Origin of the sequence: Peteryoungia wuzhouensis, from assembly GCF_003205195.1 — a bacterium.
Lineage (GTDB): Bacteria > Pseudomonadota > Alphaproteobacteria > Rhizobiales > Rhizobiaceae > Allorhizobium > Allorhizobium wuzhouense.
The window spans coordinates 631,397-652,029 of record NZ_QJRY01000002.1; the positions used below are offsets into that span (position 1 = coordinate 631,397).

At 64.4% G+C, this 20,633-nt stretch carries 19 protein-coding genes; 10 read left to right on the forward strand and 9 right to left on the reverse strand.

The window, feature by feature from the left end:
• Positions 1-55 precede the first annotated feature (55 nt).
• The 4 genes from DMY87_RS08945 to DMY87_RS08960 form a co-directional block, all read right to left on the reverse strand.
• Positions 56-478, reverse strand: coding sequence for a DMT family transporter (locus DMY87_RS08945; protein WP_110790925.1), 423 nt, complete (start codon positions 476-478; stop codon positions 56-58).
• Positions 479-943, reverse strand: a complete 465-nt coding sequence (locus tag DMY87_RS08950; protein WP_110790926.1) for a DMT family transporter — start codon at positions 941-943, stop codon at positions 479-481.
• A gap of 203 nt (positions 944-1,146) precedes the next feature.
• Positions 1,147-3,078 carry a HAMP domain-containing methyl-accepting chemotaxis protein gene (locus DMY87_RS08955; protein ID WP_110790927.1) on the reverse strand — a complete coding sequence of 644 codons (1,932 nt, stop codon included), beginning with the start codon at positions 3,076-3,078 and terminating at the stop codon, positions 1,147-1,149.
• 207 nt (positions 3,079-3,285) lie between these two features.
• Positions 3,286-5,202, reverse strand: coding sequence for an ABC transporter ATP-binding protein (locus DMY87_RS08960; protein WP_245408856.1), 1,917 nt, complete (start codon positions 5,200-5,202; stop codon positions 3,286-3,288).
• A 382-nt stretch (positions 5,203-5,584) separates the two neighbouring features.
• Here DMY87_RS08960 and DMY87_RS08965 point away from each other — a divergent pair, with 382 nt between their 5' ends.
• Both DMY87_RS08965 and DMY87_RS08970 read left to right on the forward strand, forming a co-directional pair.
• Positions 5,585-6,049: a tRNA (cytidine(34)-2'-O)-methyltransferase gene (locus DMY87_RS08965; RefSeq protein WP_110790928.1), complete on the forward strand. Its 465-nt coding sequence runs from the start codon at positions 5,585-5,587 to the stop codon at positions 6,047-6,049.
• Positions 6,050-6,204: 155 nt separating this feature from the next.
• Positions 6,205-7,584, forward strand: a complete 1,380-nt coding sequence (locus DMY87_RS08970; RefSeq protein ID WP_245408857.1) for a cell envelope biogenesis protein OmpA — start codon at positions 6,205-6,207, stop codon at positions 7,582-7,584.
• A gap of 43 nt (positions 7,585-7,627) precedes the next feature.
• Here the strand turns inward: DMY87_RS08970 and DMY87_RS08975 are convergent, their stop codons facing one another.
• Both DMY87_RS08975 and DMY87_RS08980 read right to left on the reverse strand, forming a co-directional pair.
• Complete coding sequence (locus tag DMY87_RS08975; protein ID WP_110790929.1) at positions 7,628-8,587, reverse strand: flagellin N-terminal helical domain-containing protein; 960 nt, start codon at positions 8,585-8,587, stop codon at positions 7,628-7,630.
• Positions 8,588-8,765: 178 nt separating this feature from the next.
• A complete protein-coding gene (locus DMY87_RS08980) occupies positions 8,766-9,026 on the reverse strand; it encodes a hypothetical protein (protein ID WP_110790930.1) in 261 nt (86 codons plus the stop codon).
• A 138-nt stretch (positions 9,027-9,164) separates the two neighbouring features.
• On the opposite strand from DMY87_RS08980, the gene hemF reads away from it, so the two are divergent.
• From hemF to DMY87_RS08995, 3 genes are all read left to right on the forward strand, one after another.
• Positions 9,165-10,079: an oxygen-dependent coproporphyrinogen oxidase gene (gene hemF / locus DMY87_RS08985; protein WP_110790931.1), complete on the forward strand. Its 915-nt coding sequence runs from the start codon at positions 9,165-9,167 to the stop codon at positions 10,077-10,079.
• A 171-nt stretch (positions 10,080-10,250) separates the two neighbouring features.
• On the forward strand, positions 10,251-10,526 hold the full coding sequence (locus DMY87_RS08990) for a hypothetical protein (RefSeq protein ID WP_110790932.1): 276 nt from the start codon (positions 10,251-10,253) through the stop codon (positions 10,524-10,526).
• A 131-nt stretch (positions 10,527-10,657) separates the two neighbouring features.
• A complete protein-coding gene (locus DMY87_RS08995) occupies positions 10,658-10,879 on the forward strand; it encodes a DUF1059 domain-containing protein (RefSeq protein ID WP_110790933.1) in 222 nt (73 codons plus the stop codon).
• A 9-nt stretch (positions 10,880-10,888) separates the two neighbouring features.
• Here DMY87_RS08995 and DMY87_RS09000 read toward each other — a convergent pair whose 3' ends face one another.
• From DMY87_RS09000 to DMY87_RS09010, 3 genes are read right to left on the reverse strand one after another with little or no spacing between them, the layout of a single operon-like run.
• Positions 10,889-12,148 (reverse strand): CCA tRNA nucleotidyltransferase, encoded by a 1,260-nt coding sequence (locus tag DMY87_RS09000; protein ID WP_110790934.1) that lies wholly within the window; start codon positions 12,146-12,148, stop codon positions 10,889-10,891.
• Positions 12,145-12,774, reverse strand: coding sequence for a CoA pyrophosphatase (locus DMY87_RS09005; protein ID WP_110790935.1), 630 nt, complete (start codon positions 12,772-12,774; stop codon positions 12,145-12,147). Before DMY87_RS09005 ends, DMY87_RS09000 begins: the two co-directional genes overlap by 4 nt.
• Complete coding sequence (locus tag DMY87_RS09010) at positions 12,771-13,394, reverse strand: DUF1285 domain-containing protein (RefSeq protein WP_110791027.1); 624 nt, start codon at positions 13,392-13,394, stop codon at positions 12,771-12,773. The genes DMY87_RS09005 and DMY87_RS09010 overlap by 4 nt, the downstream gene beginning before the upstream one ends.
• 159 nt (positions 13,395-13,553) lie before the next feature.
• Here DMY87_RS09010 and DMY87_RS09015 point away from each other — a divergent pair, with 159 nt between their 5' ends.
• Genes DMY87_RS09015 through DMY87_RS09035 form a run of 5 tightly spaced genes read left to right on the forward strand, consistent with a single transcriptional unit; the run spans position 13,554 to position 20,633 of the window.
• Positions 13,554-14,567, forward strand: coding sequence for an AAA family ATPase (locus tag DMY87_RS09015; RefSeq protein WP_110790936.1), 1,014 nt, complete (start codon positions 13,554-13,556; stop codon positions 14,565-14,567).
• A gap of 16 nt (positions 14,568-14,583) precedes the next feature.
• The gene (locus DMY87_RS09020) at positions 14,584-15,504 is read left to right on the forward strand and encodes a DUF58 domain-containing protein (protein WP_110790937.1); all 921 of its coding nucleotides are present in this window, start codon (positions 14,584-14,586) and stop codon (positions 15,502-15,504) included.
• Positions 15,501-18,311: a DUF4159 domain-containing protein gene (locus DMY87_RS09025; RefSeq protein WP_110790938.1), complete on the forward strand. Its 2,811-nt coding sequence runs from the start codon at positions 15,501-15,503 to the stop codon at positions 18,309-18,311. The genes DMY87_RS09020 and DMY87_RS09025 overlap by 4 nt, the downstream gene beginning before the upstream one ends.
• Position 18,312: 1 nt before the next feature.
• The gene (locus DMY87_RS09030; protein ID WP_110790939.1) at positions 18,313-20,382 is read left to right on the forward strand and encodes a hypothetical protein; all 2,070 of its coding nucleotides are present in this window, start codon (positions 18,313-18,315) and stop codon (positions 20,380-20,382) included.
• Positions 20,383-20,435: 53 nt separating this feature from the next.
• Positions 20,436-20,633: a hypothetical protein gene (locus DMY87_RS09035; RefSeq protein ID WP_110790940.1), complete on the forward strand. Its 198-nt coding sequence runs from the start codon at positions 20,436-20,438 to the stop codon at positions 20,631-20,633.

Below are 20,633 nucleotides of genomic sequence, written 5' to 3' on the forward strand. Positions count from 1 at the left end.
GCAATTGGCGGCTCTGCGAAATGACAAATTCTCCATCTCGCCGAGCCCTTGGGCCTCAGCGGGAAAACCGCGTCAGATAAATCCCGACGATAATCAGCGCGACGCCTGCCGGCTGGCCGATGTGGAATTCGGCCGTGCCGCGCAGGTAGTCGATCAAAAGCCCGGTGATCATCTGCGCACCGATGATCAGAAGGCCAGAACGCGCCGCACCGAGGCGCGGAAAGACATGGGAGCTGATCGCGACGAAGAAGGCGCCGATCACCCCGCCGAAGAAGAAGAAGGCCGGCGTCTGCCCGAGAAGCGGCAACCCTAGCCGGTGGACGAAAACGATATAGACCGTCAGGAGCAGGAAGCCGATGGCGTGGTTCCAGACCGAGGCGACGAAGGGCCCCTTGGTCATGGTCAGCCGGCCGTTGATCGAGCGGCTCATCCCCACGACAGCCCCTCCCAGAAGGGCGATTGCGACAGCGCCGAACATTCAGGCCCCCTTCGAGAAGATGAGAAGCGCACTTCCGCCGATCACGCAAAGGGCCGACAGGAAATCGAAGCGGTTCAGCCCGCGCTTCGGCGTGCCGAACAGTCCGAACTGATCCGACAGAAGACCGAAGAGGATCTGTCCGACGAGAAGAAGGGAAAGTCCGCCGGCCAGAGCCAGCTCGGAATTCACGGCGATCGAGCTCAGCGCCACGGCAAAGGCGCCCGGCGCGCCGCCGAAATAGGTCCAGAGCGGCGTGCGCCCGTCGATCCTGATAGGTCCCGCCTTGCGACCCAAGGCGAGATTGGCCATCAACAACACGAAGGCGGCCACGGCGCCCACGCCATGCACCACCCAGGAGGCCGTAAACGGTGTCGTATGGGCGGCAAGCCCGCTATTGATCGTCACCATGGTGGCAAGCAGGACACCTGCCAGGATGGCCCAGAACCAGTCTATATATTTCAGCATGAGAAGTCGCGGCCTGATGCCGCCCCGTGATCGCGTGATCGAAAGTCACCCCGCATAGCGGCCCGTAGGGCAATGGCACAAGCCAATTCAATGAATGAACCGATCAGCGTCGTGAATTGGCACGACGGCAAACGAAAAAAGGGGGCATGCCTGCTCCCTTTCCCAACGCCTGGAAAATGCCGCCTCCGGCCCGCGCCTGAGGCTTAGAAATCGGACCATTCAGCAACCGGCGCGGCATTGCCCCGGAAAGCATTGGCGACCTTGCGACCGAGTGCCCGTGCCGGGGATGCCGATACCGATGCCGGGGGCACGGGGGCATCCGCTGCGACACGGCCTGAAGGCTCGCGCCGCGCCCCGCCCTCGTCCGTGCGGAATTGCGCCATCAGCTGCGTCAAGGCCGCAGCCTGTTGCGCAAGCCCATGGCATGCCGCCGTCGACTGCTCGACCATGGCGGCATTCTTCTGCGTGCCCTGATCCATCTGGTTCACCGCCATATTGATCTCCTGCAGACCGGTCGACTGCTCGCGGGCCGAGGTCACGATTGCCGCCACGTTCTGGTTGATCGCCTGCACTTCGCTGACGATGGTCTCCAGCGCCTTGCCGGTCTCGCCGACCAGGGCGACGCCGTTTCGCACCTGCTCGCCGGAGGTGTTGATCAGGCCCTTGATCTCCTTTGCGGCACTGGCTGATCGCTGGGCAAGCTCGCGCACCTCCTGCGCCACAACCGCAAAGCCCTTGCCCGCGTCGCCGGCTCTCGCCGCTTCCACGCCGGCATTGAGCGCAAGCAGGTTGGTCTGGAACGCGATCTCGTCGATGACGCCGATGATGTTGGAAATCTCAGACGACGACTTCTCGATCTGCTGCATGGCCGCAACCGCGCGGCGCACCACCTCTCCGGAACGCTCCGCCCCATCCCGCGTGTGGCTGACAAGTTGGCCCGCCTGCTCGGCCCGGATGGTCGAATCCTTCACAGCCGTCGTCACCTGTTCAAGCGCTGCGGCCGTCTCCTCGACAGAGGCCGCCTGCTGTTCGGTGCGTTTGGAGAGATCGTCGGCGGCCGCCAGCATCTCATTGGCACCGGCATCGATTGCACGCGCATTGTCGCTCACCGCCTGCATGGCCTCGCGGAGGCGTGCCACGGACTGGTTGAAATTGACCCTGAGGGCATCGAGATGGTCGGTGAAACGCTGATCGATGGTCACCGCAAGATCACCGTCCGACAACCGCTGCAGACCGCCGGCGAGCTGGTCGACGGCAAACTGCACCTGAGCCTGTTCCTCGGCCTTCTGAGCCTCGCGCGCCAGCCGCTCACTTTCGCTGAGCGACCGGTTCTCCTCGGCCTGATGCTCCAGCTGTGCCCGTTCGATCGCGTTGGTGCGGAACACGGCGACTGCCGCCGCCATCTCGCCGAGTTCGTCATGCCGCGCGCCGAAGGGGATTTCGGTCGCGGTATCGCCATTTGCGAGCCCGTGCATCGATGCCGTGATCGCGGAAATTGGGCGAACGATGCGCACAATGCTGATCACCGCGGCAACCAGCGCCAGAAGGGCCGCGCAGATGACGGCCGTGATCGACAGCGCAAAGGCGGTTTCCGCTGCGGCCCTGCCCTCACTGCGCACGCTGTCGGCCACATCGCGGTTGATCTCGATGATCTCCTGCAGGGCGGTGCCGGCATCGCCGCCGATCGGCACCATCTGCGCGATCGTGTCTTTGGCCTGGTAGAGTTTCGACGTCAGCGCCTGCTGGACAAAATTCCGGCCGAGCTCCTGATACTGCTGGACCTTTTCCTTGAACACGTCGAAATGCTGGCGGACCGCAGGGATGGTGATCATCGGTTCGAAGCGCGCGATCGAGGCGTCGAGCGCCTCGGTGGCCACATTCAAAGCGTCCACCAGCTTGCGCTTCTCGCCGGCATTGCTCGCATTGAGCGTCATCAGGTTCAGCCGGCGAACCTCGCCAAGCTGGGTCTCGATCTCGGCAATCTGCAGCGAGCGTTCCAGACGGCCCCCCACCTCGTCCATCTGTTCGCTCACGCTGTCCACCGAGTGGATCGCGATACCACCCTGAACGAGCGAGACGACCACCATCAGGCCGAAAAGGAGCGGCAGGAGAATTCTGATCTTGAGTTTTTTCACGACTGAAATCCGCGCTTGAAAAAGGGTCCGGAGGCAAAAAGCCCCTTACGTCCTCCGTGGCAGCCAGCCCCTCAATAAAACCTTACCCGTCACAGGGCATTTCTTGCCTCGCCCCTTGCAGCCGAGCTGCCATGGAAAACAAAAAACTAACAAAAATGGGGGCATTCCTGCCCCCATCTGCTCTTTGTGATATCGGTCGGCCAGAGATCACTCCGCCGCTTCCTCCGAGGCATCGTCCAGTGCTTTGGCCGCTTCTTCGGCATGCAGCTTCTTTGCCTGCTCTTCTTCCGGATCGACCTGGTCCGGCAGGAAGCCACCGGACTGGCGATTCCACAGATCGGCATAGATGCCACCGGTCTGAACCAGCTGCTGGTGCGTGCCCTCTTCCACGATCCGGCCCTTGTCGAGCACGATCAACCGGTCCATCTGCGTCAGGGTCGAGAGACGGTGCGCAATGGCAATGACCGTCTTGTCCTCGATCAGCTTGAACAGGCTTTCCTGGATCGCCGCTTCGACTTCGGAATCGAGCGCAGACGTCGCCTCGTCGAGGATCAGGATCGGCGCGTCCTTCAAGAAGACACGGGCGATCGCGATCCGCTGGCGCTGGCCGCCTGACAGTTTCACGCCCCGTTCGCCGACATGCGCGTCAAGACCCGTCCGGCCCTGCTGGTCGGCCAGTGCCTGGATGAACTCCCAGGCATTGGCCCGCTTCGCCGCCTCGATCACCTCGGCATCGGTGGCATCCGGCCGGCCATAGGCGATGTTCTCGCGGATCGAGCGGTGCAGCAGCGACGTGTCCTGCGTGACGACACCGACAAGCGCGCGAAGGCTATCCTGGCTGACCTGCGAGATATCCTGCCCATCGACCAGGATCTTGCCCTTTTCGATGTCGTAAAAGCGCAGGAGCAGGTTCATCAGCGTCGTCTTGCCGGCACCGGAGCGCCCGACGAGACCAACCTTTTCGCCAGCCTTGATCGTCAGCGAGAAGCCCTCGATCACGCCCTTCTGCTTGCCGTAATGGAAGCGCACGCCGTCATAGACGATCTCGCCCTTCGGTGCGGCCAGCGCCTTGGCCTCCGGCTCGTCGACGATGTCATGCGGCTTGGTCATCATGCCCATGCCGTCATAGACCGTGCCGATGTTTTCGAAGAGTGCGGCCACTTCCCACATGATCCATTGAGACATGCCGTTGATGCGCATCGAAAGCCCGATCGCCACGGCAATTGCACCCACAGTGACATTGCCGTTCAGCCAGAACCAGATGCCGAGGGCGGCCACCGCGAACTGCACGATGGCATTGTTGATGTCGACGCAGATGTTGAGGAGCGAGATCTGCCGCATCTGCCGATGCACGGTGCCGAGAAAAGCATCCATGCCCTCCTTGGCATAGGTCTCCTCGCGACCGGCATGGGAGAACAGCTTCACAGTGCCGATATTGGTATAGCTGTCGACGATCCGCCCCGTCATCATTGAGCGGGCATCCGCCTGCTCGCTCGAGAGCTTGCGCAGCTTCGGAATGAAGTTGCGCAGGATCAGCGCATAGATGATGAGCCAGACCACCAACGGCACGCCGAGACGCCAGTCGACGGAGGCGACCAGCGCCAACATCGATACGAAGAAGGTCGTCGCATAGATGAAGACGTCGATGATCTTCATCACGCTTTCCCGGATCGACAGCGCCGTCTGCATCACCTTGGTCGACACGCGGCCGGCGAACTCGTTGGCGAAGAAGGTCATCGAGTGACGCAGCAGGAAGCGGTGCATCTGCCAGCGCGCGATCATCGGGAAATTGCCGGCCAGCACTTGGTGCATGGTGACGGTATGGACCACGCCGATCAGCGGCAGGCCGATGAGGAGCAATGCCGCCATGGCAATCAGCGTATGCCCTTCCGTCTGCAGGAAGGTCGCCCGATCGGCATTCGACAGCCAGTCGACGATATTGCCGAGGAATTGGTAGAGAAACACTTCCGCAACCGCGATCAGTCCCGAGCAGAGACCGAGCAGCAGAAACCATGGCCAGGCCGGCTTGGTGTAATGCCAGCAAAACGCGAAGAGCCCCTTCGGCGGCAGCGTCGGCTCGCCCTCCGGATAGGCATTCAGGCGGTTTTCAAACCACGAGAACATGGATGTACTCCAGCAAATGATGCGCGGGCAGACAACCATGCAGGCGTCGTGATGCGCGAAATGTCAATGATTGAGGCCGCTTACGGCCGCAGGATGAATCTGTTTGGGAAAAGAGGCGACTGGTTCGCCGTCACGCAGCCATAAAAATCTGGCGGGGCAGAGGCATGATACCGAATTGATCCATCGAAGGCCCTCCCGCTTGCGTGTTGAACAGGCCACTCTTCTATCCCTGCCCTGTCGCAATTTCCAGCCATGCCGATGCGTGCCGAGACATTCTGTCGCAACTGTTGCACCGGCACCACAGCGCGCAGCCCAGATCCCGGCATCGCCTCCGGGGACGGGCCGCTTGAGTGTGGGCTACGGCTGCTGTAAGAAACCCGGCATGACCGACCTGCGCATCGCCCTCTATCAGCCCGACATTCCCGGCAATACCGGTACGATCCTCCGGCTCGCCGCCTGCCTTGCGCTGACGGTGGATATCATCGAGCCGGCCGGCTTCGTGCTGTCGGACAAGAACCTGAAGCGGGCGGGCATGGATTATCTCGCCAGCGCCGTCATGGTTCGCCACGTCAACTGGGACCGCTTCGACGCCTGGCGTCGCCAGGAAGGCCGCCGCCTGGTGCTTGCCTCCACCCGCGCCGCCGTCCCCTATGCACGTTTCGAATACAGACCTGATGACATCCTGCTCTTCGGCCGCGAAAGCGCCGGCGTACCCGACCATGTGCACGACATGGCCGACGCCCGCGTCATCATCCCCATGGTCGAAGGCCAGCGCTCGATCAATGTCGCCATGTCCGCCGCCATGATTGCGGGTGAGGCCCTGCGCCAGACCAACGCCACCTTCTGAAAGCGGATCGGAAACAGGCATCCGTCAAGGCGCGTCGTCTCAGGACCGTCTATCCTCGCTGTCACGCGACGCCCGACATCCGTGGATTATACCGGTATTTGCTAAATCATCCGATACGCGATATGTTGCAGCGCAGCAAAACACGGGAGTTGGACATGTTTGAAACAGCATTCGCCCTCGGACTGACCCAGTTTGCAAGATCCCTCAGCCTGCCGGAGCGGGTCCGCCACCGCACCGCCCGCAATGCCGCGCTGGAGCCCTGGCGCCTGCGCAACACCGGCGTCGATGCCCTCTATTATGACGTCAAGGCGCTGACGGCGGACGAAACCTTCTACATCAGCGACAGCCTTGCCTCCGAAGGCCTGATCATGATCGTTCCGCCCTCGGGCGGCCCCATGCTGACCCTTTGCGACAGCGTCGAGGAATACCGTCTGCGGGGCGGCGAAAAGGTCCATGCACTGGCCGTCGCCGGAATGGGCGGTTCCGCCATCGGTGCAGCCGCCTTCGCCCGCAATGTCGCCAATGCGATCGGCGAGCCGGTGGCTGCCGTCGTCTCCGGCTACGGCCTCGGCGACATCGTCAACGAAGCCATCGGCGGCGCCTTCCTCTTCGGTTGGCTCGGCCATATCAGAAGCAATCTCGAATCCATTGATGACATGGTCGGCCGTCCCAAGCTTGGCGCCTATGGCAAGCGCGAAGCGGAAGCCGACGGCAAGACGAGCCGAGGCCTCGATGCCGATACGGTGGCGAGCCTGCTTGCCGACCCGACCTTTTCCTTCAGCCTGATCGCAGGCCATTCCCGTGGGAACCGGGTGATCGCCGATGCGCTGCACGCCCTCAAGGCCAGCGACCCGGCCCGGCTCGAGATCCTCGCCAACACCGCCCGCATCGTCACCTTCGGCGGCCGCATCAAGATGCCCGACGCCTTCGCCGAAATCACCGACGTGGTGGGGGAACTCGACTGGTTCGGCGAGCTGAACTCGCGCCCGAAAATCGCGACGGATATCCGCGTGCCCTTCTGCGGCCATTCGACCAACACGGATCTGCCCGGCGCCATCAAGGTCACGAAAATACTGACCGAAGTGCTGGCAGGCCCCGCAGCGCAGGCGCCCGCACCTGAGCCTGAGCCTGTAGAGACGGTCGCCGCAGACATCGTGGAAGCCATGCCGCCGTTCATCGCGGAACCGGCAGAGGCGATCGAATCCATGGCCGCCGAGATGGTGGAGACACCTGCCACACCCGTTGAGGAACCGGCCGCTGCTGTCTTGGAAGCGCCCTCTGCCGTGGCGGAGCCGGCCGAACCGGCCGTCGAAGTCGCCGCAGAACCGGATCCGGCCCCCGTCCTTGACCAGGTCGATCCGCCTTCCACGCTGGCGATGGCCAAGCTGGAGCCGGAAACCGCCGCAATGGCCACAACCGCCCCGGAACCATCGGAACCGGAACCAGACGCCACCAAACCGGACCACCCGGCAGCGGGTGCGGCACGAAAAATGTCTGCGAAGACCGGCCTGCGGAAACCTCGCGCACGACGCTGAGCGGGAACGGCGCCGGCGAGAAAAAGCCGGCGCCGACTCGCAGTTACAGGTAGATCTTCAACCAGCCTCCCATCGAGGCATTGGCGATGTTGAGGGCCGACCCCTGAAGCTCTGTCCGCGCCTGTTCCGCAGCGCGGCGCGCATCCGCCTCGCCGAGATCGGCACGCACCCGGCTCTCGCTGCTGAGATCGCTCGCCCCGGCCAGCCCTTCGAGAAAATCGCCCTCCCCCGAAATCTGGCTGCGCGCGGCACCCACCTCGGCACTGGCGCCCACCATGTCGATGAGCACCCGGTTGAGCGCCGAGATCATGCCATCGAGTTCGTCCGAGTTTGTTGACGCATCGACCCGGATCTCGCGCGAACGGGCGCCGTTCGGGACGGCGGATTGCACATCCATGAGATAATAGTCGTAGGGCACACCGCCCATGCTGGTGCCGGCATAAGACCGTGTCAGGATACCGTCGTCGGCATGTTCCTTCGATACGAGCGTGGCCTGGGCGGTGTCCACGTCGATCATGTTGATCGACAGCTCGCCACGCTCACCGCTGGTCAAGGAGGCGATCAGCGAGGCAACCTTCGGCCGCTGGCCGGCCTCGAGCTTGAGCCAGTTCTGGCCGTTGAAGCTGCTGTCGTCCACGAGTTCGGCCAGCTTTCCCTTCATCGTACCGATCTCGGCATCGATTGCCGGCCGGTTCGCGCCGAGCGCCTTGGCCTGAATCAGTTTCTGCTGGATCCGCGAGACGATGTCCGTGGCCTCCTCGAGGCCTGCCGCCGCAGTGTCGGTGACGGCGGCCGCCACGCCATTGGCCTCCTGGACACTGCCGAGCGAAAGGCTCGAAGCACTGAGCGTCGTCGGGATCGACCAATAGGCGCTATTCTCCCGCGCCGGCGATCGCGCCTCGGGCGCGGCTGAAGATTGCCGCGTGCGCTCCAGCGCCGCGCGCGAAGCATCGAGCATCGAAACCGAGAGGGCCGAAGTCAGATTGGACCCGACTGCTGTCATGGGAAAACCTTGTGTCGCATTTCATGTCGAACCAGGGCCGGGATCATTCCGGCCGTCTGATGCGCACGATGCCATCAAGATTTTGTCTTTCGCTTACCCGGATTGTTCGAATTTTAGAGAATGCAGATAAAGAGCGACGGATATTCCGCGTCCGCCCGGTTCCGCCGCGAAAACAGCTTCAGTCGGCACTCGGCAGCCGCCGCATGGTGAACTCGATCTGGTCGCCCTCGAGCTGCCGCCAGCTTTCGACTTCGGTCCAGTAGGCGGCCTTGGGAAAGGCATCGAACCATTCGCGCGCCTTGGCCCGGGCTTCTTCTCGGGTCAGGCAGTAGGTTTCGCGCACGAACTGGCTGCTGGCCCGCCCCGAGGTGATCGCCCGGTGGTCCGCAATGCGCTTCTTGAGGCCGTTGAAATCAGGCGGGCTGGGTCTCTTCATCATGAAATCCCTCGCATGGTCCAAGATTAATCCAGACAAAATCACAAGGCGAGTCGATTTTCCGGGAACACCCGATGCCGCATATGGCAGGGACGGCGTCGACCTGATATCTCGGACGGAAAGACTGAAAAGGGGGAGCGCATGCAGCGACCGGATCTGCCAAAGGAACTGCCCGACGACATCGAGGGCAAGAAGCTGACCGCCCGCAGCTGGTTCGAAAGCCTGCGGGACACGATCTGCGCCTCCTTCGAGACCTTGGAAGACGAGTTGGAAGGCCCACTGTCGGACCGCGAGCCGGGCCGCTTCACCGCCAAGGATTGGCTCCGCGAAGACGGCAAGGGCGGCGGTGGCCGCATGTCGATGATGGAAGGCCGCGTCTTCGAGAAAGTCGGCGTCCACACCTCCACTGTGCACGGCGAATTCTCCCCCGAATTCCGCAAGCAGATGCCCGGCGCAGACGAGGATCCGCGCTTCTGGGCCTCCGGCATCTCGCTGATCGCCCACCCGGTCAATCCCAATGTCCCGACCGTTCACATGAACACCCGCATGGTGGTCACCACCAGCCAGTGGTTTGGCGGCGGCGCTGACCTCACCCCCGTGCTCGACCGCCGTCGCACCCAGGATGATGCCGATACCCGCCTCTTCCACCGCTCCATGGAGATCACCTGCCAGCGGCATCCTGATGTCGCCGACTATGCAGCCTACAAGCAGTGGTGCGACGAATACTTCTTCCTGCCCCATCGCAACGAGCCACGCGGCATCGGCGGCATCTTCTTCGACTGGCTGTATCCACAGCCGGACAAGGGTGGATGGGATGCCAATTTCGCCTTCGTCCAGGATGTCGGCCGCGCCTTCAACCTCGTCTATCCGAAGATCGTCCGGAGCAATTTCAACAATCCCTGGACGGAGCAGGATCGCGACGAACAGCTGGTCCGAAGAGGCCGTTACGTCGAGTTCAACCTGCTCTATGACCGCGGCACGATCTTCGGTCTGAAGACCGGCGGCAACGTCGAATCAATCCTGTCTTCGCTCCCTCCGGTGGTCCGCTACCCCTGACGCCGGGCGTTACCGCTGACATCTGCACGCTCACGTGAACTCACGAAAAAGAATGGTCTAGGATTCCCGACGGTTATCGAAAACCGCGGAAATCCTTGACGGTTTTCATTGCGTTCGCCGAAACGCTTGCCCATGCTGCAGCCTCACGCAATGTGGAGGAGGAGAGTTGCCATGAACCCGTCCGTCGTAGTGACCAGTCCCCGTGTGAGTGAACCAGCAGACCGCGCGATCGAGGCGCCCGAACTGATCGATCGACTGGCGGAAAAGCTGCGTGCGTCGAGTGATGTCGACCTGCCGCATTCCTATTTCGTCGAACAGGTGAGACTGGGCCTGGCAGGGGCAGATCTCACCGACCATGCCGCCGCCAACGCCATCGAGACCGGTGCCCATCGCGGCAAGCTGGCGGCCACCCAGTCCGTTTTCAACGCCTGGGCCAGACCCGACTGAACCATTCCAGATCCACCGCGCATCCACCCTCGCCCGCAGCCCCCTGCGGGCGCTTTTTTTGACTCTCGGAGCGAACAATACGACTGCCAACTCGGTTCGGCCTTCATCGTGCAACGAAGGAGGAGCCCATCATGAAAACGTTCGAATGTGGAACTCTGGTGCCCGGCTGCGACTGGCACACCCGTGCCGAGGAGGAGGCGGAAGTGGTGCGGCGCGCGGTCGAACACCTGCGCACAACCCATGGCGAGGAGATCATTCGGCCCGCCATGGTCGAGAACATCAAGAGCCGCATCCGCAACCGCCAGTCGGTCCAAGCTGAAAGACAGCAGCCCCAGACCGGGGACGCAGTCTAAATCGCCGCTCTACTTCGCGGCAAGATCGGCGATCCGCGCCAGAAGCCGCTCCCGGTCGAGCGTGAAGTTCGACGCGATCCAGCCTTCTTCCAGCGTGCCGAGGATCTGCCCGATCTTCGGCCCGGCGGGAATGCCTGCGGCCAGAACATCGCTTCCTTTGACCGGCAGCACGGGCCGCTCGAAACCCTCGGCGCGCTTCAGCAGTGAAGACAGCCGCGCGCTGCGCGCCATGGCCTTGGCATCGCCGCCCTCCGCCTGGCCGCGCACAGAGGCAAGCTCCAGTTTCAGCACACCGACGATCCCCTCCTTGCCGTAGCGATAAAGGTCGCGGTCGAAGGCAACGTCGGTCACCGTTTCCTGGGGCTTGGGCGCCCGCGCGAAACGGTCAAGCGCGATCGCCTCGGCATTGGAGAGCTTCAGCCGCTCGGCAAGCCCGACCAAACGCGCCGGATCCTTCGGCGTGATCGCCGAGAGCCTGAGCAGCGCATCGGGTGCCCAGCCCAGCGCCTGTTCGGCCGCGATCAGACCGGGGATCGCATCGATGCCCCATTTTTCCGTTTCCGGCAGCACTTCGGTGAGAACGCCGGACTGCCGCATCCACAAAAGCGCCCGGCCCGGATCGGGTGCTGCGAGCAGTTTCTTCATCTCGCTCCACACCCGTTCGGCCGACAGGGTGTGCAGCTGTGTCCGCGCCCGCGCGGAAGCCTTCAGGCCGGCCACATCCGGGCGCCCCCGCCCATAATGGGCAAAGAAGCGGAAGAAGCGCAGCACGCGCAGATAATCCTCGGCAATCCGCTGCTCGGCATCGCCGATGAAACGGACCGTCCGCGTTTCGATATCCCCCAGTCCGCCAACGAGATCGACAACCTCACCGTCGAGACCAACATAAAGCGCATTGATTGTCAGGTCCCGCCGCTCGGCATCCTCCTGCCAGCCGGCGCCGAAGGCGACTTCGGCATGCCGCCCATCGGTCGCCACGTCCCGCCGCAGCGTCGTGACCTCGTAGCCCTGGCCATCCACGACGAGCGTCACCGTGCCATGCTCGATCCCGGTCGGCACCGCCTTGATCTGCTTGGCCGCCGCCCGCCCGATCACCTCTGCCGGCAACAGCGTCGTGGCGAGATCGATATCGCCGACGGCAAGCCCCAGGAGGCTGTTGCGCACCGCGCCGCCGACCACCCGCGTCTCCGCGCCGCCGCCGTTCAACAGCGTCATCAGCCGCGTGAGGCCGGGCGCCTGGAACCAGGCCTGATCGGACAGATTGGTCATGCATAGAGCCTTTCGTAAAGTGTCCGGATGATCCCGGCTGTAATGCCCCAGATGTGCCGTTCGCGATAGGGCATGACATAGAAATGGCGCACCGCGCCCTGCCAGACGCGGCTGTCCTGGCGATGGTTGTCGGGGTTCATCAGAAAGGAAAGAGGCACCTCGAACACGCTTTCCACCTCGTCCGGATTGGGCGTGATGACAAAACCCGGCTGCACCACCGCCAGCACCGGCTGGATGCGAAACCCGGTTCCTGCCAGATATTGCGGCAACCGCCCGACCGTCTCGACGAAACGCCGGTCAAGCCCGATCTCTTCCTCCGCCTCGCGCAGCGCGGCTTCTTCCGGCGACAGATCCGCCTCGTCGATCCCGCCGCCCGGAAAGGCGATCTGGCCCGCATGTTTGCGCAGCTTGTCGGTGCGCTTCGTCAGGATCACCCGCGCCTCGTCGGCATCGTCGATCACTGCAACCAACACCGCTGCATCCCGCAAGTTCAACTGCTCGATCTCGAGAATGCTGTCGCGGTTCAACACATGGTCGCCATGCTCGCGCCAGGCCTGGTCGAGCGGCGCGACCTGCGCAAGCGCCCGGCGGCGAAAATCCTCAGCGGTAAACACGGCCTCGCTCATCGGGACAGGCGTTCCAGTTCGTCGGCCGGCATCATCGGGAAGACGGTACCGCCGGAGACAATGCAGAACATCGCCTGCCCCTCCACCTCGCGTACGTCACCGCGTTCGACCAGATCATACATCACCGCCCGCGACACCAGCGCCTCCAGCCGCCCCCGCACATGAAGGTAGGGCTTCAGCTCGTGGTTCTCGCCGACGATGGAAAAGCGCAAGCCATGCTCCGGCCCCGCCTCCACCACATCGCCGACATTGGTGCGAAAGGTCAGCACCTCAACCCCGTCGCGCACGCTGACACTCATCTCCACTGCCACGAATGGCGCGTCCTCGACCCGGATGCCGACCTTTTCCACAGGTGTTACAAGATAGGTTTTGCCATCTTCGTCCTTCCGCAAGACCGTCGAAAACAGCCGCACCAGAGGCGCCCGGCCGATCGGTGTGCCCATGTAGAACCAGGTGCCATCGGCGCGGATTTCCATGTCGAGATCGCCACAGAATGGCGGTTCCCAGCGCTCGACGGGCGGAAGTCCGGGCTTTCCGCCCTCTGTCTGCGCTGCCGCACGGGAAATCAGGGCGGCAAGGTCCGCCGCATCCGTGGTCGCCTTCAGGGTGTCGTCTGCCATGTTTGCGTCCCGGTTTTGTCTCTCTGCCATCACAGTCACGAGATAGTCATTCGAGGCGCGCTTGTCAGCCGGCATGTCGCCAATAAGTTAGTTTGATAGGATGCACCTCGCGCGCCTGTTCGATTCGCCGAACCCGGCCACATCAATTTGGAGCAGACCATGGGCATGATGCCGAATCCGGATGTCGCATTGGATGAGAAGGCAATCGTCGTTGAAGCCGAAAAGGCGCTCGCCGATATCGCCGCCATCCGCGCCGAAGTGGCGAAAGTGATCTTCGGCCAGGAAAAGGTCGTCGAAAACACCTTGCTCGCCATCCTCTCCGGCGGCCATGCGCTGCTCGTCGGTGTGCCCGGCCTCGCCAAGACCAAGCTGGTGACGACGCTCGGCACCGTGCTCGGCCTCGATGCCAACCGCATCCAGTTCACCCCCGACCTCATGCCGTCAGACATCCTCGGCACCGAAGTCATGGATCAGGACGACACCGGCCGCCGCTCCTTCCGCTTCGTCAAGGGACCCGTCTTCGCCCAGCTTCTGATGGCCGACGAAATCAACCGCGCCAGCCCCCGTACCCAGTCGGCGCTTCTGCAGTCGATGCAGGAATATCACGTCACGATCGCCGGCCAGCCCTATCAGCTGCCTGCCCCCTTCCACGTGCTCGCGACCCAGAACCCGCTTGAGCAGGAGGGCACCTATCCGCTGCCCGAAGCCCAGCTCGACCGCTTCCTGCTGCAGGTCGACGTGCTTTATCCGGAACTCGCCGCCGAACGGCAGATCCTGCTGGAGACGACAGGCGTCAGAGACAACCGCGCCAATGCCGTCATCTCAAGCGAGCGCCTCGCCGAGATCCAGAAGCTCATCCGCCAGATGCCGGTCTCGGACACGGTTGTCGATGCGATCCTGTCGCTCGTCCGCTCGGCCCGTCCCGGCCATGGCAATGCCGCCACCGACAAGAACGTCGCTTGGGGCCCCGGCCCACGCGCCGGCCAGGCCTTGATGCTCTGCGCCCGCGCCCGTGCCCTTTATGAAGGTCGCCTCGCACCGTCGATCGACGACGTGCATGCGCTCGCTGAACCCGTGCTCGAACACCGCATGGCACTCACATTCGCCGCCCGCGCCGAAGGCATGACCGTGCGCGACGTCATTGCCGGCCTCGTCTCCAACCTGCGCAGCTGAGGGAGGCTCCCACCGCGTGGCATCGATCGGCCAGATCGTCGAACAGACCCCCGGAAGCGAAGTGCTGCAGCGCGCCCGCCAGCGCGCCGTGCTCGTGCCCGACTGCATGGTTGAAGCCAAGCGCATCGCCAACACCGTGATTGCCGGCTGGCATGGCCGCCGCAAGCGCGGCATCGGCGAGAACTTCTGGCAGTTTCGCCCCTATGCCGATGGCGAAAGCTACGCCCGCATCGACTGGCGCCGCTCGGCCCGTGACGACCACATGTATATCCGCGACCGCGAATGGGAAGCCGCCCACACCGTCTGGCTCTGGGCCGACATGTCACCGTCGATGATGTACAAGTCGACGCTCGCCTCCGTTTCCAAGGAAAGCCGCGCCCTCGTCCTCATGCTGGCGCTCGCGGAAATCCTTGCCCGCTCCGGCGAGCGCATCGGCTGCCCCGGCATCATGGAACCCGTCTCCGCCCGCAATGCCGCCGAACGCCTCGCCGCCGCCATCATGCATGCGCCGCTGACATCGGGCCTGCCGGATACCCGCATGATCCGAGGCGCCAGCGACATCGTGTTGATCGGCGACTTCCTCGACGATGCCGACCGCGTCATGGACCGCATCACGCCGCTCGCCAGACGCGGTCTGCGCGGCCATCTCGTCGAGATCGCCGATCCCGCCGAGGAAACCTTCCCCTATACCGGCCGCACGGAATTCACCGATCCGGAAACCGGCGACAAGCTCACCTCCGGCCGCGCCGAGACCCTGCGCGACGACTACCGCCGCGCCTATCTCGCCCGCCGCGACAGCCTGTCCGACCAGCTCCGCCGCATGGGCTGGAGTTTTACCCATCACCGCACCGACCGTCTCGCCTCCGAAGCCCTCGTCGCCGTCCATATGCACCTCTCGGGCATGACACCGGCCGTCAGCCGGAGTGCAAGCCTATGATGGGACTTCCACTCGCCTTCGGCGCCCCCGCCATCCTCGGCGCATTGCTGGCCCTGCCGCTGATCTGGTGGCTCTTAAAACTCACGCCGCCACGCCCGAAATACGAAGTCTTCCCGCCGCTGCGCATCCTCGCCGGCGTCTTGAAGCGCGAGGAAACCCCGTCCAAAAGCCCTTGGTGGCTGACGCTGCTGCGCATGCTGATGGCGGCAATCGTCATCTTCGCGCTCGCCGATCCCGTGCTCAACCCGCGCAATGCGACGCTCTCGGGCGACGGCCCGCTCCTTCTCGTCGTCGACAACAGCTGGGCAACCGTCGGCGACTGGGATCGCCGCGTCGAGACCGCAACCACCCTGATCGGTGACGCCGCCGACCGCAGCCTGCCCGTCGCCATCCTGTTCACCGCCGATCAGGCGCAGGATGCCACGCCCGGCACACCAGCCGTCGCCCTCGAAAAGCTCGCCGCCGCATCCCCGCACCCGCTGCGCCCCGACCGCAACCGTACACTCGAAGCGCTCCGCACCAGCTTTGCCACGGAACGCCCCGGCACGCTCGCCTATGTCGCCGACGGCATCGCCCGCGATCCCGACGACGCCTTCCTCGCCGATCTCGCGACCCTCTCGCCTGCCGAATTCCGCCTGATCGAGAACAACGGCCCGACGGCAATCGCCATCACCGGCGCAAACAACGGTTCGGACGCCCTGAGCGTCACCCTTTCCCGCCTCAACGCCACAGAAGCCCTACAGGTCATCGTCGAGGCCCAGGACCGCCAGGGCCGCGTCATCGCCTCCGGCACCGCCGAATTCGCCGCAGGAGCCACGGAAGCCACCGGCCAGATCGCCGCCCCCTTCGAGCTGCGTAATGATTTCGCCCGCCTGTCGATCACGGGCATTGCGTCTGCCGGCGCCACCTATCTGCTCGATGACGGCTTCCGCCGCCGCAAGGTCGCCCTCGTCTCAGGCGACAGCGGCGATAGTTTCCAGCCGCTACTCTCGCCGCTCTATTACATCGAGCGCGCGCTCGGCCCCTATGCCGATGTCGTCAAACCCGGTCAGACAGACCTCGCCGTCGCCATCCCCGAAATCCTCAAGCAGAACCCCTCGGCCCTGGTGCTTGCCGATGTCGGCCGCCTGCCGGCCGATGTCTATGCCCCCCTGCAGGCCTGGATCGAGCGCGGCGGCACGCTCATCCGCTTTGCCGGCCCGCGCCTGGCCGCCGCCCCCGCCGATGATCCGCTGGTGCCGGTCATGCTGCGCCAGGGCGAACGCGCGCTCGGCGGCGCCCTCTCCTGGGCAGAACCGCAGCCGCTCGCCGATTTCCCGACCTTCGGCCCCTTCGCCGGCATGCCGAAGCCGCAAGGCATTCTCGTGAAGCGCCAGGTGCTCGCCGAACCCAGCCCGGATCTTGCCGCCCGCACCTGGGCGAGCTTGGCCGACGGCACGCCACTCGTCACCGTCCAGGAAAAACGCGCCGGCCGCGTCGTGCTCTTCCATGTCAGCGCCGAAGCCACGTGGTCGGATCTGCCGATCTCCGGCACCTTCGTCGAAATGCTCCGCCGCATCGTGCAACTGACCCGCGTGGGCGCTGCCCAGACCGATACCGCCCAGTCGACAGCACCCGCGCTTCCGCCCTTCCGCCTGCTCACCGAACGCGGCGCACTCACCGCTGAAGCCGGCACCGCCCGCCCGCTCTCGCTCGGCCCCGACCGGCCGCAAGCCGCCACCTTCGACAACCCGCCCGGCCTCTACGGCACCGAGGATGGCTTTGCCGCCCTGAACCTCTTGCCCGCAGGCGCAGAACTCCGGCCCCTCGCCAGCCCCTCAGGCCTCGTGATCGCCCGCGACCCCATGGCCGGCACCGCCGCCGTCCCGCTGAAGCCCGGCCTGCTCTCGACCGCCTTCCTTCTGCTCGTGCTCGACAGCCTGATCGTGCTCTTCATGGGCGGCGCCTTCGCCCGCCTGCCGAAGCGCGCGGCAACGGCCGCCGTCATGGCGCTCGCGTTGGGCCTCGCCGCCGGCATGCCATCGGGCCAGACATTCGCCTCGGATGCAAAACCCGGCGACGACCTGATCCTGGAGCGCCTGGACAACACCCATCTCGCCTATGTCGTGACCGGCGAACAGGACGTCGACACGCTCTCACAGCAGGGCCTGCAGGGCCTCACCGACTTCCTGACCTATCGCACGACGCTGGAGCCCGCTCCGCCCGTCGGCGTCGACATCACCAAAGACGACCTGTCCTTCTACCCGATCATCTTCTGGCCGATCTCGGCCACCGCCCCCATGCCATCCGCCGCCGCCATCAGCCGCATCGACGCCTATATGCGCGCCGGCGGCACCGTGCTCTTCGACACCCGCGACCAGATCTCGACGCTCGGCAATGACAGCGGCCCCTCCGCCAATGGTGAACGCCTGCAGGCGATCCTCGCCAATATCGACATCCCGCCGCTGGAACCCGTGCCCTCCGACCATGTGCTGACCCGCTCCTTCTATCTGCTGCAGGGTTTTCCCGGCCGTTATGAGGGAAGTCCGCTCTGGGTCGAGGCCCGCCAGGAAGCGCAATCGAGCAACAGCGGCGTCGCCTCATCCGGCGACGGCGTCACCCCGATCATGATCACCGGCAACGATCTGCTCGGTGCCTGGGCCGTCGATGCGAATGGCGCAAGCGTGCTCCCCGTCGTCCCCGCCGACGAGATGCAGCGCGAAATGTCCTTCCGCTCCGGCGTCAACATCATGATGTATATGCTGACCGGCAACTACAAGGCCGACCAGGTGCATGTCCCCGCCCTCCTCGAACGGTTGGGCCAGTGACATGACGCTCGAATTCGCCCCCTTCATCCCCTGGCTCGTGATCGCCATCCTCGCCGTGCTAGCCACCCTGCTGGCGACCCTCGGCTTCCTGCGCGGCCTGCGGGGCACGGCGATCCGCTTCACCGCCTCGCTTGCCGTGCTCGCAGCCCTCGCCAACCCGCTGCTCCTCCAGGAAGAGCGCGATCCCTTGACGACAGTCGTGCCCGTCATCGTCGATCGCAGCCAGAGCCAGCAGATCGCCGGCCGCGCGGCGCAGACGGATGAAGCGCTTGAGGGCTTGCGTGAACGCCTCGCCCGTTTCCCCAATCTGGAACCCCGCATTGTCGAAGTCACCGATCCCGGCGACAGCGACGCGCCCTCTACGAAACTCTTCGAAGCCCTGCAGACGGCGACCGCCGATGTGCCGCCTGCCCGTGTCGGCGGCGCCATCTTCCTGACCGACGGCCAGGTCCACGACCTGCCGCCGGACACCCAGCCGCTGCCCTTCTCGGCCCCCATCCATGCGCTGATCACCGGCAAAGCCGGCGAATTCGACCGCCGCATCGAAATCCTGCGCGCGCCGCGCTTCGGCATCGTCGATGAAGAACAGGAGCTCACCTTCCGCGTCTTCGACGACGGCGAACCGTCGAACCAGCCGGCCGATGTCGCGGTCAAGATGAATGGCGAGGATTTGGGCACCGTCTCCGCCCTGCCGGGTGCCGAAACATCTTACGCCTTCAAGGTCCCGCGCGGCGGCAACAATGTGCTGGAATTCGCCGTCGCCGGCACACCGGGCGAAGTCACCGACGTCAACAACCGCGCCATCCACCTGATCGAAGGCATCCGCCAGAACCTGCGTGTGCTGCTCGTCTCGGGCGAGCCCCATGCCGGCGAACGCGCCTGGCGCAACCTGCTGAAATCAGACGCCTCCGTCGACCTCGTCCACTTCACCATCCTGCGCCCGCCGGAGAAGCAGGACGGCACGCCGATCAACGAACTCTCGCTGATCGCCTTCCCGACCCGCGAACTCTTCGTCGAAAAGATCAACGATTTCGACCTGATCATCTTCGACCGCTACCAGCATCGCGGCGTGCTCCCGATCCTCTATTACGATTACATCGCCGAATATGTGAAGAATGGCGGCGCGCTCCTGATCGCCGCCGGCCCCGAACATGCGAGCCAGGATTCGATCGCGCTGACCCCGCTCGAATCCGTCCTGCCGGCCGCCCCGACCGGTGAGGTGCACCAGGCGGGCTTCTATCCGCGCCTCTCCGAACAGGGCAAACGCCACCCGGTCACCCGGGGCCTCGATGGCTCAAATGTCGAACCGCCGCAATGGGGCCGCTGGTTCCGCAGCGTCGATGTCGGCGACGCCGCTGGCGAAACCGTGATGACGGCCGACGAAGGCCGCCCGCTTCTGGTCCTCAACCGCGCCGAACAGGGCCGCGTCGCCATGCTGCTCTCCGACCAAGGCTGGCTCTGGGCACGCGGCTTCGAAGGCGGCGGCCCGCATGTCTCGCTCTATCGCCGCATCGCCCATTGGCTGATGAAGGAACCCGAACTCGAAGAAGAGGCGCTGCGCGCCCGCGCCCAAGGCCGCACGCTGGAAGTGACCCGCCAGACCATCGGCGACGCCCCCGGCCCAGCCACCATCACCACGCCCTCAGGCGAATCCATCGCTCTGAACCTCTCGGAGATCCAGCCCGGCCTCTATCGCGGCGAACGCCGCATGACAGAAACCGGCCTTTTCACCGTCGCCAATGGCGATTTCTCCACCCTCGTCCATGTCGGCGCCGTCGACGCCCCCGAATTCCGCGCCATGGTCTCGACAACCGAGACGCTCGCCCCGATCAGCACCGAATCGAAAGGCCTCACCACCCGCCTCGACGACGGCGACCAATCGATCCGCATCCCCGATATCCTGCCGGTGCGCGGCGAAGTCCGCGTCGCCGACGACCGCCGCATGCTGATCCGCCTGACGGACGAAACGGTATTGAAGGGCGTGAATACGCTGCCGCTGTTCGCAGGTTTTGCGGGGCTGGGGATCTTGCTGCTCGCGGTATCCGCCATGTGGTGGCGTGAGGGGCGGTAGTAGAGAGAGAGATCGGTCTCGCATTGTGCCGAATTTCACGCTATGGTGGCACCATGACCAAAGCCGATCTCAAGCAAGAACCGACGGGGAAATGGATGCTGCGCGATCCGCGCACCGGTCATTACATTGAGTTGCGCGGCGCGAACTCAATGAAGCCATCGGATCTGCCCTTGCAGAAGGGGCTCGATCTGACCAAACCGATAGCAGCCCAGGCGCTCAGTAGCGGTCAGGCAAAAAACAAAACGCGCTAG

Excerpts from the sequence above, each read along its gene's own strand:
- DMY87_RS08945 (WP_110790925.1), bottom strand. The coding sequence starts at position 478 with ATGTTCGGCGCTGTCGCAATCGCCCTTCTGGGAGGGGCTGTCGTGGGG.
- DMY87_RS08980 (WP_110790930.1), bottom strand. The coding sequence starts at position 9,026 with ATGATGAAGAGACCCAGCCCGCCTGATTTCAACGGCCTCAAGAAGCGC.
- DMY87_RS08995 (WP_110790933.1), top strand. The coding sequence starts at position 10,658 with ATGAAAACGTTCGAATGTGGAACTCTGGTGCCCGGCTGCGACTGGCAC.
- DMY87_RS08975 (WP_110790929.1), bottom strand. The coding sequence starts at position 8,587 with ATGACAGCAGTCGGGTCCAATCTGACTTCGGCCCTCTCGGTTTCGATG.
- DMY87_RS09000 (WP_110790934.1), bottom strand. The coding sequence starts at position 12,148 with ATGACCAATCTGTCCGATCAGGCCTGGTTCCAGGCGCCCGGCCTCACG.
- DMY87_RS09015 (WP_110790936.1), top strand. The coding sequence starts at position 13,554 with ATGGGCATGATGCCGAATCCGGATGTCGCATTGGATGAGAAGGCAATC.
- DMY87_RS09005 (WP_110790935.1), bottom strand. The coding sequence starts at position 12,774 with ATGAGCGAGGCCGTGTTTACCGCTGAGGATTTTCGCCGCCGGGCGCTT.
- DMY87_RS09035 (WP_110790940.1), top strand. The coding sequence starts at position 20,436 with ATGACCAAAGCCGATCTCAAGCAAGAACCGACGGGGAAATGGATGCTG.
- DMY87_RS08970 (WP_245408857.1), top strand. The coding sequence starts at position 6,205 with ATGTTTGAAACAGCATTCGCCCTCGGACTGACCCAGTTTGCAAGATCC.
- DMY87_RS08950 (WP_110790926.1), bottom strand. The coding sequence starts at position 943 with ATGCTGAAATATATAGACTGGTTCTGGGCCATCCTGGCAGGTGTCCTG.
- DMY87_RS08965 (WP_110790928.1), top strand. The coding sequence starts at position 5,585 with ATGACCGACCTGCGCATCGCCCTCTATCAGCCCGACATTCCCGGCAAT.
- DMY87_RS09010 (WP_110791027.1), bottom strand. The coding sequence starts at position 13,394 with ATGGCAGACGACACCCTGAAGGCGACCACGGATGCGGCGGACCTTGCC.
- DMY87_RS08990 (WP_110790932.1), top strand. The coding sequence starts at position 10,251 with ATGAACCCGTCCGTCGTAGTGACCAGTCCCCGTGTGAGTGAACCAGCA.
- DMY87_RS09025 (WP_110790938.1), top strand. The coding sequence starts at position 15,501 with ATGATGGGACTTCCACTCGCCTTCGGCGCCCCCGCCATCCTCGGCGCA.
- hemF (WP_110790931.1), top strand. The coding sequence starts at position 9,165 with ATGCAGCGACCGGATCTGCCAAAGGAACTGCCCGACGACATCGAGGGC.
- DMY87_RS08960 (WP_245408856.1), bottom strand. The coding sequence starts at position 5,202 with ATGTTCTCGTGGTTTGAAAACCGCCTGAATGCCTATCCGGAGGGCGAG.
- DMY87_RS09030 (WP_110790939.1), top strand. The coding sequence starts at position 18,313 with ATGACGCTCGAATTCGCCCCCTTCATCCCCTGGCTCGTGATCGCCATC.